A 14,514-nucleotide genomic window follows, 5' to 3' on the forward strand; every position below is an offset into this window, starting at 1 on the left:
GAGCGAGCCTGCTCGCGATGAGGCCATAACATCCAACATAGATGTTGACTGTAATACCGCTATCGCGAGCAGGCTCGCTCCCACATTGGTAAGTGTTGGGTCAGACCAGGATCGACGTCCCGGTCATCTCCGCCGGCTTCTCCATCCCCAGCAACATCAGCATCGTCGGCGCCACGTCAGCCAGTACGCCGCCATCGCGGACCTTGAAGCCACGCTTGCCGACATAGATGAATGGCACTGGCTCGGTGGTGTGGGCGGTGTGGGCCTGGCCGGTGGACTCGTCGGACATCTGCTCGACATTCCCATGGTCGGCGGTGATCAGCGCTTCACCGCCGACTTTTTCCAGCGCCTCGACGATGCGCCCGACGCAGGTGTCCAGGCATTCCACCGCTTTGACCGCGGCGTCGAACACCCCGCTGTGGCCGACCATGTCGCCGTTGGCGTAGTTGACCACGATCACGTCGTAGCGCTGGTGCTCGATGGCATCGACGATGCGGTCGGTGACCTCCGGTGCGCTCATCTCCGGTTGCAGGTCATAAGTGGCGACTTTCGGCGACGGAATCAGGATGCGTTCTTCGCCGGGGAACGGCTCTTCACGGCCACCGGAGAAGAAGAACGTCACGTGGGCATACTTCTCGGTTTCAGCGATGCGCAGTTGGGTCTTGCCGTTCTTCGCCAGGTAATCGCCCAGCACGTTTTCCAGGCTGCCGGCGGCGAAGGCCGACGGTGCGGGGATGCTGGCGGCGTATTGGGTCAGCATGACGAAGCCGGCCAGTTTCGGCTGGCGGGCGCGTTCGAACTCCTTGAAATCGTCTTCGACAAACACGCGGGTCAGCTCGCGGGCACGGTCGGCGCGGAAGTTCATGAACACCACGGCATCGCCGTCCTCGACTTTGACCGGCTCACCGATGGTGGTGGCCTTGACGAATTCGTCGCTTTCACCCCGCTCGTAGGCGGCTTGCAGGCCTTCCTGGGCGGTGGCGGCGTTGAACTCGGCGTTGCCGTCGACGATCAGGTTGTAGGCCTGGGACACCCGGTCCCAGCGGTTATCGCGGTCCATGGCGTAGTAACGGCCGACGATGCTGGCGATACGGCCCTTGCCGAGAGCCTGGAAGGTGCTGTCGAGCAGTTCGATCGACGAAGTGGCGCTTTTTGGTGGCGTGTCGCGGCCATCGAGGAACGCGTGCAGGTAGATTTTTTCGGCACCGCGCTTGAAGGCCAGTTCGGCCATGGCGATCAGGTGGTCCTGGTGGCTGTGCACGCCGCCATCGGACAGCAGGCCCATGAAGTGCACGGCTTTGCCAGCAGCCACGGCTTTATCCACAGCAGCGCAGATGGTCGGGTTTTCAAAGAACTCGCCGTCGCGGATCGCTTTGGTCACGCGGGTGAAGTCCTGATACACCACGCGGCCCGCGCCGAGGTTCATGTGGCCGACTTCGGAGTTGCCCATCTGTCCGTCGGGCAGGCCGACGTCCATGCCGCTGCCGGAGATCAGGCCGTTCGGCACGGTGGCCCACAGACGGTCCAGCACAGGCTTGCGGGCCGCGTACACGGCATTGGATTCGTGGCTGTCACTGTGACCGAAGCCGTCGAGAATCATCAGGACCAAAGGTTTAGGCGTGGTAGTCATGGAATCCACTCGTGGCTGATTAAAAGAAGGCGATGGAAAAGGGACGGGCAGTTTAAAGGTAAGTTCCGGTGCCGTCACCGCCGGGCGGGGTTTGGCCGGCCTTGTGTGCTGTGTATACTGGCCGACATTTTAACGCCCTGGAACCTCCTTCGATGGTTGCTCACCTGATTGAATTTGCCACTAACCACTACCTTCTTGTCGGTATCTTCGTCGTACTGCTGGCGTTGCTGGTTGCCCATACGATGCAGGGCGGCGGTCGCAGCCTCAGTACTGGCGAGCTGACGGCACTGGTCAACAAGGACACCGGCGTGGTGGTAGACATCCGCCCGAGCAAGGATTTCGCCGCTGGTCACATTGTCGGCGCGGTGAACATTCCCCAGGACAAACTGATCGCTCGTATCGGTGAACTGGAAAAACACAAGGCCAAGACGCTGATCCTGGTGGATGCTCAGGGCCAGCACGCAGGCACTCATGCCCGCGAGCTGATGAAGTCCGGCTTTACCGCCGCCAAACTGTCCGGTGGCGTTGCAAGCTGGAAAGCCGACAATCTGCCCCTGGTGAAGTGATATGACCCACGTTGTTGTCTATTCCAGCGATTACTGCCCCTATTGCTCCCGAGCCAAGTTCCTGCTCAAGAACAAAGGTGTGGCTTTCGAAGAGATCAAGGTCGACGGCAAGCCGCAACTGCGCGCCGAAATGACTCAAAAGGCCGGACGTACCTCCGTGCCGCAGATCTGGATCGGCAGCACCCACGTGGGCGGTTGCGATGATCTGTTTGCCCTGGATCGCGCCGGCAAGCTCGATGCGATGCTCAAGGCCTGAATTCCCCACTAAGAACCTGAAAGTAAGAAGGATCTGCGATGACTGACCAACAGAACACAGCTGCCAGCGAAGAAGAAACCGCACCGCAATTCTCCTTGCAGCGTATTTATGTGCGTGACCTGTCCTTCGAAGCCCCGAAAAGCCCGGCGATCTTTCGCCAGCAGTGGGAGCCGAGCGTAGGCCTGGACCTGAACACTCGCCAGAAAGCCCTGGAAGATGATTTCCACGAAGTGGTGCTGACCCTGTCGGTGACCGTGAAGAACGGTGACGAAGTCGCATTCATTGCCGAAGTGCAGCAAGCCGGGATCTTCCTGATCAAGAACCTGGATGCCGCTTCGATGAGCCACACCCTGGGTGCCTTCTGCCCCAACATCCTGTTCCCGTACGCCCGCGAAACCCTGGACAGCCTAGTGACCCGCGGTTCGTTCCCGGCCCTGATGCTGGCCCCGGTGAACTTCGATGCCCTGTACGCGCAAGAACTGCAGCGCATGCAGCAAGAAGGCGCCGCGACCGTTCAGTAAACGGTATCGCGGCTGTAGCACAAGGTATAAACCTGTGGGAGCGAGCCTGCTCGCGATAGCGTCATGTCAGTCAGTATTGAGTTGACTGGTACAGCGCTATCGCGAGCAGGCTCGCTCCCACAGAAGTTTCTGGCCAGGGTTACCGGAAACCGTTCTGCCGCCAGGCCTCGTAAACGGCCACTGCCACGGTGTTGGACAGGTTCAGGCTGCGACAGCCTTCGCGCATCGGCAGGCGCAGACGCTGGTCGGCGGGCAGGGCGTTCAGTACCTCGGCCGGCAGGCCACGGCTTTCCGGGCCGAACAGGAACGCATCGCCCGCGACGAAGCTGGCATCATGGAATGGCCGCGACCCCTTGGTGGTGAAGGCAAACAAGCGCGGATGCCCCAGGCTCTCCAGACAGCTGGCGAGGTCGGCGTGGCGCTGCAGGGTGGCATACTCGTGGTAATCGAGACCGGCACGGCGCAGGCGCTTGTCGTCCATCTCGAAGCCCAGTGGTTCGATCAGATGCAGGTGGCAGCCGCTGTTGGCGCACAGCCTGATGACGTTGCCGGTGTTCGGCGGAATTTCCGGTTGAAAAAGGATGACGTGAAACATGCACGGCTCCGCAGATAAAGATGAGCGGCATTCTACGCCGCAAACCGATCAGCGTTCGAAGCTATTGCCTCGAGTGATGGGGTCTTTGGCGATCTTCGGTCTGATGGTCGGCCTGATGATCGGTCGCCTGACCACGCCCGAGCCGAGCGTGCTGCAACAGGTCGAAGTGATCGACGGGACGCTGGTGGCCTGGTTCAACAACGAGCCCAAGCTGCACGGGGAAATCATCGACGGCTCGGTGGCGCTGTTGCTCCAGGCAGAGGGCCGTCCGCAGAAGGGCCAGCTCAAACTCAATGGCAAGGACGTGAACTGGCGGGTGCGTTTGAGTGACAAAGGGTTGTTGCTGACGCTGGTGGCGGCGCGTCCATTGCGGGGGGAGTGGGCCGGCAGCGAGGTCGATGACCGCTGGCGGCTGGAGATCCGTCTCCAAGAGCAATAAAAGAGGGAATCCCCGGCCTGCCTGTACCAAGGTCCCCAAACGGGAGGGGCTTGCGTTAAACGCGCAGCCCCGGGTGTAAAGAAGGGAAACCTTGACCTGCCTGTATCAAGGCCCCCAAAACAGTGGGCTCGATGAGCCCGATGTAAAATGGGGAATCCCCGGCCTGCCTGTACCAAGGTCCCCGAAACTGGGTAATGATTGAGTTATTGCAGGGGGCGTGCCAGTTTTAAATGGCTTGTCACAAAAAATCTGCTGATGATGCGCAAGGCCCCGTATTTCGGGGCTTTTGCTTTTGTTTGTGCGGTTTCTTCGAGTTGGGCTGATTGGTTTTGACGGGGGGGCGCATGTGCCATTGCGGTTCTCAGTGCATCGATGCGGTGCATCAAGCCTTCAAAAGCATCGCGAGCAGGCTCGCTCCCACAAGATAGTCGCGACACCGCAAACCTTTGTGGGAGCGAGCCTGCTCGCGATTGGCCTTCAAGATCAGTGAAGGGCTAAAGGCTGCTCAGCCCTCATCCCCCTCATCATCATCCCCGCCATCAACCTTCATCCCCAATTCCTTGATCTTGCGGGTCAAGGTATTGCGGCCCCAGCCCAGCAGCACCGCGGCGTCGCGACGGCGGCCGGCGGTGTGCTTGAGGGCGGTCTCGATCATGATGCGTTCGAAACTCGGTACGGCGCTGTCCAGCAGGTTCGATTGGCCGCGGGCCAGGGCCTGGTCGGCCCACTGGCGCAGGGCCTGTTCCCAGTTGGTCACCGGGGCCGAGTCCTGCGGCAGGCTGAGCAGCTCCGGTGGAAGATCGCTGATGTGCACTTCGCGACCGGACGCCATCACCGTGATCCAGCGGCAGGTGTTCTCCAGCTGGCGCACGTTGCCGGGCCACGGCAGGTTCTTGAGGTATTCCTCGGTTTCGCTCTTGAGCAGTTTGGGCTCTACCGCCAGCTCCTGGGCCGCGCGGCTGAGGAAGTGCCGGGCCAGGGTCGGGATGTCTTCGCGACGGTCCGCCAGGCGCGGGATATGAATGCGGATCACATTCAGGCGATGGAACAAGTCTTCGCGGAATTTGCCCGCGTGGACCAGGGTTTCCAGGTTCTGGTGGGTCGCGGCGATGATGCGTACATCGACCTTGACCGGTGTATGACCGCCCACCCGATAGAACTCGCCGTCCGCCAGCACGCGCAACAGCCGGGTCTGGGTGTCAGCCGGCATGTCGCCGATTTCGTCGAGGAACAAGGTGCCGCCGTCGGCTTGTTCGAAGCGCCCGCGCCGCAGGTTGGCTGCGCCGGTGAACGCGCCTTTCTCGTGACCGAACAGCTCGGACTCCATCAGGTCCTTGGGGATCGCCGCCATGTTCAGCGCAATGAACGGTGATGCCGCCCGTGGACTGTGGCGGTGCAGGGCATGGGCGACCAGTTCTTTACCGGTGCCCGATTCGCCGTTGATCAACACGGTGATGTTGGAGTGGCTCAAACGCCCAATGGCGCGAAACACTTCCTGCATTGCCGGCGCTTCACCGATGATTTCCGGGGTGCGCGCCAGCGCAGGCACCTCTTCCATGCCCTGTTGTTCCTGGGCGTGCTGGTTGGCGCGCTTGACCAGTGACACGGCCTCATCGACGTCGAAGGGCTTGGGCAGGTACTCGAAAGCACCCCCCTGATAGGACGCCACAGCGCTGTCCAGGTCCGAATGGGCGGTCATGATGATCACCGGCAGCCGTGGGTGCTGCTCGCGAATCCGCGCCAGCAGGTCCAGACCGCTAGCGCCGGGCATGCGGATGTCGGAGATGATGACGTCCGGTTGCTGACGGGCCAGGCGGCTCATCACTCCGTCGGCGCTGTCGAAGCTCTGGGTGGTCATGCCTTCCTGTTGCAAGGCTTTTTCCAGGACCCAACGGATAGAACGGTCGTCATCGACGATCCACACGGTTTCACTACGGCTCATGTCGATGTGGCTCCTTGTTCCAGTGGCAGGAAGATCGAAAAGGTGGTGTGGCCGGGATGGCTCTCACATTCGATCAAGCCCTGATGCTGACTGATGATGTTTTGGGTAATGGACAGGCCCAGCCCGGTACCGTCAGGGCGGCCGCTGACCATGGGAAAGAAGATGGTTTCCTGCAATTCCGCGGGAATGCCCGGGCCGTTGTCGATGATTTCGATCTTGGTCACCAGGCGATGACGCACATGGCCGATGGTGAACTGGCGCATGGCGCGGGTGCGCAGGCTGATGCGGCCCAGGCGCAGCTCGTTCTGGCTGCTGATGGCCTGCATGGCGTTGCGCACGATGTTCAGCACCGCCTGGATCATCTGCTCGCGATCGATCAACACATCGGGAATGCTCGGGTCGTAGTCGCGCACCAAGGTGATGCACCCCTGGCTCTCGGCTTCCACCAGGCTGCTGACGCGCTCCAGCACTTCGTGAACGTTGCACATCGCCAGGGACGGCAGCTTGTTGGAGCCGAGCATGCGATCCACCAGATTGCGCAAGCGGTCGGCTTCTTCAATGATGACGTTGGTGTAGTCCTTGAGACTTTCTTCGGGCAGCTCCCGGGCCAACAGTTGCGCCGCGCCGCGAATCCCGCCGAGGGGGTTCTTGATCTCATGGGCCAGGCCGCGCACCAGCATCTTGCTGGTTTCCTGCTTGGACAACTGAGCCTCTTCCTTGGTGATGCGCAGCAGGCGATCACGGGGGTGCACCTCCAGCAGCAACAGCGTGGCACCGTTGTTCAGGATCGGTGTTACCGCGTAATCCACGGTCAGGGTCTGGCCGGTCAGGGCGGTGAGCATCGCTTCGCGCTTGGTGAACGGGTGCGCCTGTTCCACTGCCTGGCGCAAGGAGTTGAGCGCCTCGGCCGATTCGGTGAACAGCTCGCTGATGAACTGCCCGTGGCTGCGCTGGCCGCTGACGGCCAGCAGCATCTCTGCCGCCGGGTTCATGTACTCGAGCCGCAGTTCGGCATCGAGCAGGATGGTTGCGGTGGTGAGGTTATCGAGTAGCAAGCGGTGTAGTGCGTCGCTAATGGTCATCAGGACCTCTTTTGGAGCGTAAGCAAGCACGCGTATGACGCGCCGATACAAGGAAAATGCAAAAACCAAACCAAGGCTCCGAAAAGAAGCGTTTAGAGCCTCAAACGAACCTTTTTCGCCCGATTGCGTGGCGTTCTGCCAGCTTTTTCGGGTACTTTCGAACCAAAATGGGCTGGAATTTGAGTAGGGTGCAGACACTTGCACCAATATAGTGCGCCATCCAGGCGGGCGTTAGAAGAACGGCAGGATGCTGCTTTGCTCTTCTGCGGGCTTGTCGGTGAGGGGGCATTCGGGACGCTGGCCGTAGTCGGCGGTGGCGCAGGGTTTGATGCGGCGTTTCTGCGCCAGGGAGATGCGCTGCATGTGGAAGGGCTGGTTGGCGGTACGTTCGACGATACGGCCCTGCTCATCGAGAATCTCTACCGCCAGATGATGGCTGCCCCGATCAATGTTGCTCAGCGCGAACACTGGGCTGGGTCCCGGTTCGCCTGTGGGGTTGCCATCCAGTAGCAGGCGGTAGCGGTGGCCTTTTTGCAAACCGGGTTCGCTGGTGACCGTGACGATCAGTTCCCCCGCTGTGCTGCGTATCGTGGCATCCGGTTCAGGGATCAACAGTCGCAGCATTTCGTAACGGAACATGGGATCGGGCTTTTTTTCAGGCGCCGACGCCGAGGCTGCGCCGGAGGGCGGTGTTGCCATCCGGTTGGCGGGCGGCAGTTGGACTTTCTGGGCATTGCCGGGACGCGGTTGATCGGTGAAGACGCGATTGCCCTGGGCGTCGACGTAGGTATAGACCTGCGCCGTCCCCACCCCCGGCAGCGCGACCAGGCACAGCGCGAGTAGCCAGCGGATCATGGGCGGTGTACCCGTTGCACGGTGAAGATGACGGTTTCGCTCTGTTGCACAAGATGTTCGCCGTCGATGACCTGTACCGCCAGGCTGTGCTCGCCCCGGTCGATATTCACCAATTGCAGGCGCGGCACGTTGCTCGGCTGGCCATAGGGCTGGCCGTCCAGCAACAACCTGAACAGATGGGGGCTTTGCAGACGCGGCCGAGCCAGGACGCCAACGGTGAAGGTGCCGTTGTTGGCGCGCAGGGCCTCTTCGCTGGGGATGTCTGTCAGCTCCAGAGTTTCGTAGGCGTTGCCTGGCTCGTCCCGGTTCGCGGCGGGCGCAGCAGCGTTCGGGTTGGTCGGGGGCTGGGGTTCGACACTGTTGAGTGGCGGCAGCTCCACTGCCTGGGCCGGTATGCCATCGGGCGGCTGGTTGCTATAGGCGGTGTTACCGTCGGCGTCGGTGTATTTGTAGATCTGTGCGGCGGCTGGCAGCGCCAACAGCAACAACAGCATTCCTGGAAAGCCACGACCCATAAAATCAACCGAAAACCGAAAGTGTTGGATTGCAGCATAGGTCAGGGGAGGCGGTTGGCCCAGGTTGTTGCATGCAATCCCTTGTGGGGGCGGTGTTCATAGCCTCCAGGTTCAACACTGGACCCCTGTTGGAGCGAGCCTGCTCGCGATGGCGGAGTGTCAGTCACACAAGTGGTAGATGGGCTGGCCTCATCGCGAGCAGGCTCGCTCCCACAGGGGAAAGATGTGTGGGCTCAGGATTTTGTGAGGACGCACAGCTCTGCGGTCGCCCGAACCAGCGCCATTTGCCGCAACGGGTCGTTACTGACGGTATGGGTGGCCTGGGCCAGCCATTGTGGACATTGCGGGTCGGTGCGGTAGGGGCTGAAGTCGGCCAGTTGTTGCAGCAGGCGTTTTTGCAGTTGATCCAGTTGCGGGCGGATCTGCCCAACCAGGTCCGGGCGCGGCGCGTCCGGGGCTTTGCCTTGCAGTTGCCAGTCGGACAGATGCGCGTATTGCACCAGTTTGTTGGCTTCTATTTGTGCGGCGAAAAACGCCTCTACCGCTTCACTGCTCAGTTTGTAAGCCGGTGCCTGGGCGACGGCAGCGGCGATCACCTCGCGTTCGCGCTGGCGATCTTCCACCGGTTTGCGGCTGTCCCACTTGCTCAGGGCGACCTGATCGGCAATGGCCAGGCGCTCGCCTATGGTGCCGAGCAGTGGGGCGAGGGTGGTGGGTGCGGTGGCGGCCTGGGCGGCGGTGCCCAACAACGCGGCAGACAGAGCAAGGCAGAATGAAACGCGCGAAGTCATGGGTGATCTCGTCTTCGAATAGTGGAGGGCGCAGACAATCATGCACGTAACCTGCGCCCATAAAAAAGGCCTCCCGAAGGAGGCCTCTTTTTATTCACGCCGCGTGGGGCGACGCTACCGGATCAGCAGCTGTAGTACAGCTCATATTCCAGTGGGTGTACGAAGGTGCGAACCTTGATTTCTTCTTCGCTTTTCAGTGCGATGTAAGCGTCGATGAAGTCATCGCTGAATACGCCGCCCTTGGTCAGGAACGCACGGCCCTTGTCCAGCTCTTCCAGGGCTTCTTTCAGGCTGCCACAAACCTGTGGGATTTCCTTGGCCTCTTCAGGCGGCAGGTCATACAGGTTTTTGTCGGCGGCATCGCCAGGGTGGATCTTGTTCTGGATACCGTCCAGACCGGCCATCATCAGTGCAGCGAAGGCCAGGTACGGGTTGGCAGCCGGATCCGGGAAACGGGCTTCGATACGGCGAGCCTTAGGGCTGTTGACGTAAGGAATACGGATCGAGGCAGAACGGTTACGAGCCGAGTAGGCCAGCATGACCGGTGCTTCGAAGCCTGGTACCAGACGCTTGTAGGAGTTGGTCGACGGGTTGGTGAAGCCGTTCAGGGCCTTACCGTGCTTGATGATACCGCCGATGAAGTACAGGGCAGTGTCCGACAGGCCGGCATAACCTTCGCCGGCGAAGGTGTTCTTGCCGTCTTTGGAGATCGACATGTGCACGTGCATGCCCGAACCGTTGTCGCCGTACAGAGGCTTCGGCATGAAGGTCGCGGTGCGGCCGTATGCATCAGCAACGTTGTGTACGCAGTACTTCAGGGTCTGGACTTCGTCAGCCTTCTTGACCAGCGTGTTGAATTTCACGCCGATCTCGTTCTGGCCGGCAGTCGCCACTTCGTGGTGGTGAACTTCGACGGTCTGGCCCATCTCTTCCAGTGCGTTGCACATGGAGGTACGGATCTCGTGGTCGAAGTCGAACGGTGGAACCGGGAAGTAGCCGCCCTTGATACCAGGACGGTGGCCTTTGTTACCGCCTTCCACGTCCTGATCGGACATCCACGAACCTTGTTCGGAGAAGATCTTGAACATGGAACCGGAGATGTCGGACTTGAACTTGACCGAGTCGAAGATGAAGAACTCAGGCTCAGGGCCGAAGAAAGCGGTGTCGCCGATACCGGTGGACTTCAGGTATTCCTCGGCACGGTGGGCGATGGCGCGTGGGTCGCGGTCATAGCCTTGCATGGTCGAAGGTTCGATGATGTCGCAGACCAAGATCAGGGTCGGCTCTTCGGTGAACGGGTCCAGGACGGCAGTTTCGTCGTCCGGCATCAGGATCATGTCGGAGGCTTCGATGCCTTTCCAGCCAGAGATGGAGGAACCGTCGAACATCTTTCCGATTTCAAAGAATTCGTCGTCCAGCGCATCACGGGCCGGCATGGTCACGTGATGTTGAGTGCCTTTGGTGTCAGTGAAGCGCAGATCAATCCACTTGACGTCATGATCTTTGATGAGTTGAACCGACTTCGACATATGTCCTCCGGGTGGCTTCGGGCGGGTAATGGTGTGCCCTTAGATATGGGTGATGCCGGCGCGAATACTCTGCCAAGGCAACCTGCCTCACAAGGGAGCAATTTGCATGCCAGTGCCCCAGCATGGGTTTTTTGCACCAAATCCACGCTTTTATAGCCTGTATTCGCGGATTGTCGAACAATTGCGCACTGCAATGTGGCGTAACTTGCGAGAGATGACCTGTTTTGGTGCGTTGAAAACCGAGTGCACATTAACTGGTTAAACCTTGAGCAATTTCCGCTATAATCCGCGCCCCCCTTTTTCGGCTGGCCGTTCGCGCGCTGTTTTCATGAAACTAATCGTAAAAGTCTTCCCCGAGATCACCATCAAGAGCCGCCCGGTACGGATGCGTTTCATCCGCCAGTTGGCCAAGAACATCCGTGCCGTGCTCCGCGATCTGGACCCGGCTGTGGTGGTGAACGGCGTGTGGGACAACCTCGAACTGGAAACCCGCGTCAGCGAACCCAAGATTCTCAAGGAAATGACCGAGCGCCTGAGCTGCATGCCGGGCATCGCGCATTTCCTGCAGGTCGACGAATACCCGCTGGGGGATTTCGACGACATCCTCGCCAAGTGCAAGCTGCATTATGGTGATGCCCTGGCCGGCAAGATTTTCTCGGTGCGCTGCAAGCGCGCCGGCAAACACCCGTTCAGCTCGATGGACGTGGAGAGATACGTCGGCAGCCAGTTGCGCAAGCAGTGTGGCGCCGCCGGAATTTCATTGAAAGACCCGCAAATTGAAGTGCGCATCGAAATTCGCGACCAGCGGTTGTTCGTGATCCACAGTCAGCACGACAGCATTGGCGGGTATCCGCTGGGTTCGCTGGAACAGACCCTGGTGCTGATGTCCGGCGGCTTCGATTCCACGGTCGCGGCCTACCAGATCATGCGGCGCGGGCTGATGAGCCATTTCTGCTTCTTCAATCTTGGCGGGCGCGCCCATGAACTGGGCGTAATGGAAGTGGCGCACTTCATCTGGAAGAAGTATGGCAGCTCCCAACGCGTGTTATTTGTGAGCGTACCGTTCGAGGAAGTCCTGGGCGAGATTCTCGGCAAAGTCGATAACAGTCATATGGGCGTCATTTTGAAGCGTATGATGTTGCGTGCCGCATCCAGCATCGCCGATCGGCTGCACATCGATGCGCTGGTCACCGGCGAGGCGATCTCCCAGGTGTCGAGCCAGACGCTGCCGAACCTGTCAGTGATCGACTGCGTGACCGAAAAGCTGGTGCTGCGCCCGCTGATCGCCAGCCACAAGCAGGACATCATCGACACGGCCAACGAGATCGGCACCGCCGATTTTGCCCGGCACATGCCGGAATACTGCGGGGTCATCTCGGTCAATCCGAAGACTGCGGCCAAGCGCGGGCGTGTGGAGCATGAAGAGAAAGAATTCGACATGGCGGTGCTCGAGCGTGCGCTCGAAAACGCCAGGCTGGTGCCAATCGATCGGGTGATCGATGAATTGGGCCAGGACATACAGATTGAAGAAGTCGGCGAAGCGCTGGCCGGTCAGATCATCATCGACATCCGTCACCCGGACGACGCTGAAGACGACCCGCTGAGTATCGCCGGTATCGAGGTACAAACGATGCCGTTCTATGCAGTGAACGCGCGTTTCAAGGAACTGGACCCTACTCGCCAGTACCTGTTGTATTGCGACAAAGGCGTGATGAGTCGCCTGCATGCCCACCATTTGCTCAGTGAGGGGCATGCCAATGTGCGCGTTTATCGACCGAGCTAAGTGCCCGGGGCTGTTTGCCTGTGGCCTGCGTCACCGGCCCCCCGACGCCGCCGACAGGCTGTAACGGCTTTGTCGGACTCAACGTAAATCGCTGCCACGACCTGTCAGCACACCGAATCCTCTGATCGAGATACACAAGTGATCGAAAATCTACGCAACATCGCCATCATTGCTCACGTTGACCATGGTAAGACCACCCTGGTAGACAAACTCTTGCGTCAATCCGGCACTCTGGAGCGCAACGAGCTCAATGACGAGCGCGTGATGGACTCCAACGACCAGGAAAAAGAGCGCGGTATTACCATCCTGGCGAAAAACACCGCCATCAACTGGAATGGCTACCACATCAACATCGTGGACACCCCGGGCCACGCCGACTTCGGTGGTGAAGTAGAGCGCGTAATGTCGATGGTCGACTCCGTGCTGCTGCTGGTCGATGCCCAGGACGGCCCTATGCCGCAAACCCGTTTCGTGACCAAGAAGGCTTTCGAAGCCGGCCTGCGTCCGATCGTGGTCATCAACAAGGTTGACCGTCCAGGCGCGCGTCCGGACTGGGTTCTGGACCAGATTTTCGACCTGTTCGACAACCTGGGCGCCACCGAAGAACAGCTGGACTTCAAAGTCGTCTACGCCTCGGCCCTGAACGGTATTGCCGGTCTGGACCACACCAACATGGCCGAAGACATGACCCCGCTGTACCAGTCGATCGTCGACGACGTACCTGCGCCGAAAGTCGACCGTGACGGTCCGTTCCAGATGCAAATCTCGGCCCTGGACTACAACAGCTTCCTGGGTGTGATCGGTGTTGGCCGTATCGCCCGTGGTCGCATCAAGCCGAACACGCCGGTCGTGGCTATCGACGCCGACGGCAAGAAGCGCAACGGTCGTATCCTCAAGCTGATGGGTCACCACGGCCTGCACCGTATCGACGTTGAAGAAGCAGCTGCCGGCGACATCGTCTGCATCAGCGGCTTCGAGCAACTGTTCATCTCCGACACTCTGTGCGACCCACTGAACGTCGAAGCGATGAAGCCGTTGACCGTCGATGAGCCAACCGTTTCCATGACCTTCCAGGTTAACGACTCACCATTCTGCGGTAAAGAAGGCAAGTTCGTGACCAGCCGTAACATCAAGGAGCGTCTGGACAAGGAACTGCTCTACAACGTGGCACTGCGCGTTGAAGAAGGCGACTCGGCCGACAAGTTCAAGGTTTCCGGCCGTGGTGAGCTGCACCTCTCGGTCCTGATCGAAACGATGCGTCGCGAAGGCTTCGAAATGGGCGTAGGTCGTCCTGAAGTGATCATCCGTATGGTTGACGGCGTCAAGCACGAACCGTACGAAAACGTGACCATCGACCTGCCGGAAGAATCCCAGGGCGCGATCATGGAACAAATGGGCCTGCGCAAAGGCGACCTGACCAACATGGTTCCGGATGGCAAGGGTCGTGTGCGCCTTGAGTACAACATCCCGGCCCGTGGCCTGATCGGTTTCCGTAACGAGTTCCTGACCCTGACCTCCGGTGGCGGCATCCTGACTTCGATCTTCGATCGTTATGACGTGATGAAGTCCGGCGACATGTCCGGCCGTCAGAACGGTGTTCTGGTATCGGTTGCGACCGGCAAGGCACTGACCTACTCGCTGGAAACCCTGCAAGCGCGCGGCAAGCTGTTCGTCGAGCACGGCCAGGACATCTACGAAGGTCAAATCGTCGGCCTCAACAGCCGTGACAACGACCTGGGCGTGAACCCGACCAAAGGCAAGAAGCTCGACAACATGCGTGCTTCGGGCAAAGACGAAACCATCGCATTGGTTCCGCCGGTCAAGTTCACCCTGGAGCAAGCGCTGGAGTTCGTGCAGGAAGACGAACTGTGCGAAGTGACGCCTAAGTCGATTCGCCTGCGTAAGAAGATCCTTGGCGAAAGCGAGCGTACCCGCGCTGCCAAGAAAAGCGGTAACTGAGTTTCGACTTAGTTAATGGCTGAAAAAAACGCCCCTGATTGTGAGATCAGG

General features: G+C 59.9%; 14 protein-coding genes. 6 read left to right on the forward strand and 8 right to left on the reverse strand.

What is annotated here, in order from left to right:
- Positions 1-100: 100 nt before the first annotated feature.
- The gene (gpmI, locus tag PSEUDOMOFG3G_RS25655; RefSeq protein WP_139048850.1) at positions 101-1,630 is read right to left on the reverse strand and encodes a 2,3-bisphosphoglycerate-independent phosphoglycerate mutase; all 1,530 of its coding nucleotides are present in this window, start codon (positions 1,628-1,630) and stop codon (positions 101-103) included.
- A 152-nt stretch (positions 1,631-1,782) separates the two neighbouring features.
- Here gpmI and PSEUDOMOFG3G_RS25660 point away from each other — a divergent pair, with 152 nt between their 5' ends.
- From PSEUDOMOFG3G_RS25660 to secB, 3 genes are read left to right on the forward strand one after another with little or no spacing between them, the layout of a single operon-like run.
- Positions 1,783-2,196: a rhodanese-like domain-containing protein gene (locus PSEUDOMOFG3G_RS25660; protein ID WP_047226908.1), complete on the forward strand. Its 414-nt coding sequence runs from the start codon at positions 1,783-1,785 to the stop codon at positions 2,194-2,196.
- A gap of 1 nt (position 2,197) precedes the next feature.
- Entirely contained in the window at positions 2,198-2,452 is a 255-nt protein-coding gene (gene grxC / locus PSEUDOMOFG3G_RS25665) for a glutaredoxin 3 (protein WP_047226909.1), read from the forward strand.
- Positions 2,453-2,490: 38 nt separating this feature from the next.
- On the forward strand, positions 2,491-2,973 hold the full coding sequence (gene secB / locus PSEUDOMOFG3G_RS25670) for a protein-export chaperone SecB (protein ID WP_047226910.1): 483 nt from the start codon (positions 2,491-2,493) through the stop codon (positions 2,971-2,973).
- A 139-nt stretch (positions 2,974-3,112) separates the two neighbouring features.
- On the opposite strand, the gene trmL is transcribed toward secB, so the two are convergent.
- Positions 3,113-3,568, reverse strand: coding sequence for a tRNA (uridine(34)/cytosine(34)/5-carboxymethylaminomethyluridine(34)-2'-O)-methyltransferase TrmL (gene trmL, locus PSEUDOMOFG3G_RS25675; protein WP_139048851.1), 456 nt, complete (start codon positions 3,566-3,568; stop codon positions 3,113-3,115).
- Here trmL and PSEUDOMOFG3G_RS25680 point away from each other — a divergent pair.
- Positions 3,567-4,007, forward strand: a complete 441-nt coding sequence (locus tag PSEUDOMOFG3G_RS25680; protein WP_076383353.1) for a hypothetical protein — start codon at positions 3,567-3,569, stop codon at positions 4,005-4,007. The two genes, trmL and PSEUDOMOFG3G_RS25680, sit on opposite strands and share 2 nt — an antisense overlap.
- A 505-nt stretch (positions 4,008-4,512) precedes the next feature.
- On the opposite strand, the gene ntrC is transcribed toward PSEUDOMOFG3G_RS25680, so the two are convergent.
- The 6 genes from ntrC to glnA all read right to left on the reverse strand — a co-directional run bounded on the left by ntrC (position 4,513) and on the right by glnA (position 10,721).
- The gene (gene ntrC, locus PSEUDOMOFG3G_RS25685; protein ID WP_047226913.1) at positions 4,513-5,949 is read right to left on the reverse strand and encodes a nitrogen regulation protein NR(I); all 1,437 of its coding nucleotides are present in this window, start codon (positions 5,947-5,949) and stop codon (positions 4,513-4,515) included.
- Positions 5,946-7,031 carry a nitrogen regulation protein NR(II) gene (gene glnL, locus PSEUDOMOFG3G_RS25690; protein WP_047226914.1) on the reverse strand — a complete coding sequence of 362 codons (1,086 nt, stop codon included), beginning with the start codon at positions 7,029-7,031 and terminating at the stop codon, positions 5,946-5,948. The genes ntrC and glnL overlap by 4 nt, the downstream gene beginning before the upstream one ends.
- A gap of 231 nt (positions 7,032-7,262) precedes the next feature.
- Positions 7,263-7,886: a DUF4124 domain-containing protein gene (locus PSEUDOMOFG3G_RS25695; protein ID WP_139048852.1), complete on the reverse strand. Its 624-nt coding sequence runs from the start codon at positions 7,884-7,886 to the stop codon at positions 7,263-7,265.
- Positions 7,883-8,401 carry a DUF4124 domain-containing protein gene (locus PSEUDOMOFG3G_RS25700; RefSeq protein ID WP_047226964.1) on the reverse strand — a complete coding sequence of 173 codons (519 nt, stop codon included), beginning with the start codon at positions 8,399-8,401 and terminating at the stop codon, positions 7,883-7,885. The genes PSEUDOMOFG3G_RS25695 and PSEUDOMOFG3G_RS25700 overlap by 4 nt, the downstream gene beginning before the upstream one ends.
- A gap of 233 nt (positions 8,402-8,634) precedes the next feature.
- A complete protein-coding gene (locus tag PSEUDOMOFG3G_RS25705) occupies positions 8,635-9,192 on the reverse strand; it encodes a chorismate mutase (RefSeq protein ID WP_047226916.1) in 558 nt (185 codons plus the stop codon).
- A gap of 122 nt (positions 9,193-9,314) precedes the next feature.
- On the reverse strand, positions 9,315-10,721 hold the full coding sequence (gene glnA / locus PSEUDOMOFG3G_RS25710) for a type I glutamate--ammonia ligase (protein ID WP_014336114.1): 1,407 nt from the start codon (positions 10,719-10,721) through the stop codon (positions 9,315-9,317).
- 328 nt (positions 10,722-11,049) lie between these two features.
- Here glnA and thiI point away from each other — a divergent pair, with 328 nt between their 5' ends.
- Together thiI and typA are read left to right on the forward strand one after the other, a co-directional pair.
- Positions 11,050-12,504, forward strand: a complete 1,455-nt coding sequence (thiI, locus tag PSEUDOMOFG3G_RS25715; RefSeq protein ID WP_047226917.1) for a tRNA uracil 4-sulfurtransferase ThiI — start codon at positions 11,050-11,052, stop codon at positions 12,502-12,504.
- 138 nt (positions 12,505-12,642) lie between these two features.
- On the forward strand, positions 12,643-14,463 hold the full coding sequence (typA, locus tag PSEUDOMOFG3G_RS25720; protein WP_047226918.1) for a translational GTPase TypA: 1,821 nt from the start codon (positions 12,643-12,645) through the stop codon (positions 14,461-14,463).
- Positions 14,464-14,514 lie beyond the last annotated feature (51 nt).

This window comes from Pseudomonas sp. FG-3G, from assembly GCF_901007645.1.
Classification (GTDB): Bacteria; Pseudomonadota; Gammaproteobacteria; order Pseudomonadales; family Pseudomonadaceae; genus Aquipseudomonas; species Aquipseudomonas rhizophila.

What these genes read in the sequence shown, in the direction of transcription:
- PSEUDOMOFG3G_RS25660 (WP_047226908.1), top strand. Translation starts at nt 1,783, where the DNA reads ATGGTTGCTCACCTGATTGAATTTGCCACTAACCACTACCTTCTTGTC.
- grxC (WP_047226909.1), top strand. Translation starts at nt 2,198, where the DNA reads ATGACCCACGTTGTTGTCTATTCCAGCGATTACTGCCCCTATTGCTCC.
- thiI (WP_047226917.1), top strand. Translation starts at nt 11,050, where the DNA reads ATGAAACTAATCGTAAAAGTCTTCCCCGAGATCACCATCAAGAGCCGC.
- glnA (WP_014336114.1), bottom strand. Translation starts at nt 10,721, where the DNA reads ATGTCGAAGTCGGTTCAACTCATCAAAGATCATGACGTCAAGTGGATT.
- PSEUDOMOFG3G_RS25680 (WP_076383353.1), top strand. Translation starts at nt 3,567, where the DNA reads ATGCACGGCTCCGCAGATAAAGATGAGCGGCATTCTACGCCGCAAACC.
- glnL (WP_047226914.1), bottom strand. Translation starts at nt 7,031, where the DNA reads ATGACCATTAGCGACGCACTACACCGCTTGCTACTCGATAACCTCACC.
- ntrC (WP_047226913.1), bottom strand. Translation starts at nt 5,949, where the DNA reads ATGAGCCGTAGTGAAACCGTGTGGATCGTCGATGACGACCGTTCTATC.
- PSEUDOMOFG3G_RS25695 (WP_139048852.1), bottom strand. Translation starts at nt 7,886, where the DNA reads ATGATCCGCTGGCTACTCGCGCTGTGCCTGGTCGCGCTGCCGGGGGTG.
- PSEUDOMOFG3G_RS25700 (WP_047226964.1), bottom strand. Translation starts at nt 8,401, where the DNA reads ATGGGTCGTGGCTTTCCAGGAATGCTGTTGTTGCTGTTGGCGCTGCCA.
- secB (WP_047226910.1), top strand. Translation starts at nt 2,491, where the DNA reads ATGACTGACCAACAGAACACAGCTGCCAGCGAAGAAGAAACCGCACCG.
- trmL (WP_139048851.1), bottom strand. Translation starts at nt 3,568, where the DNA reads ATGTTTCACGTCATCCTTTTTCAACCGGAAATTCCGCCGAACACCGGC.
- gpmI (WP_139048850.1), bottom strand. Translation starts at nt 1,630, where the DNA reads ATGACTACCACGCCTAAACCTTTGGTCCTGATGATTCTCGACGGCTTC.
- PSEUDOMOFG3G_RS25705 (WP_047226916.1), bottom strand. Translation starts at nt 9,192, where the DNA reads ATGACTTCGCGCGTTTCATTCTGCCTTGCTCTGTCTGCCGCGTTGTTG.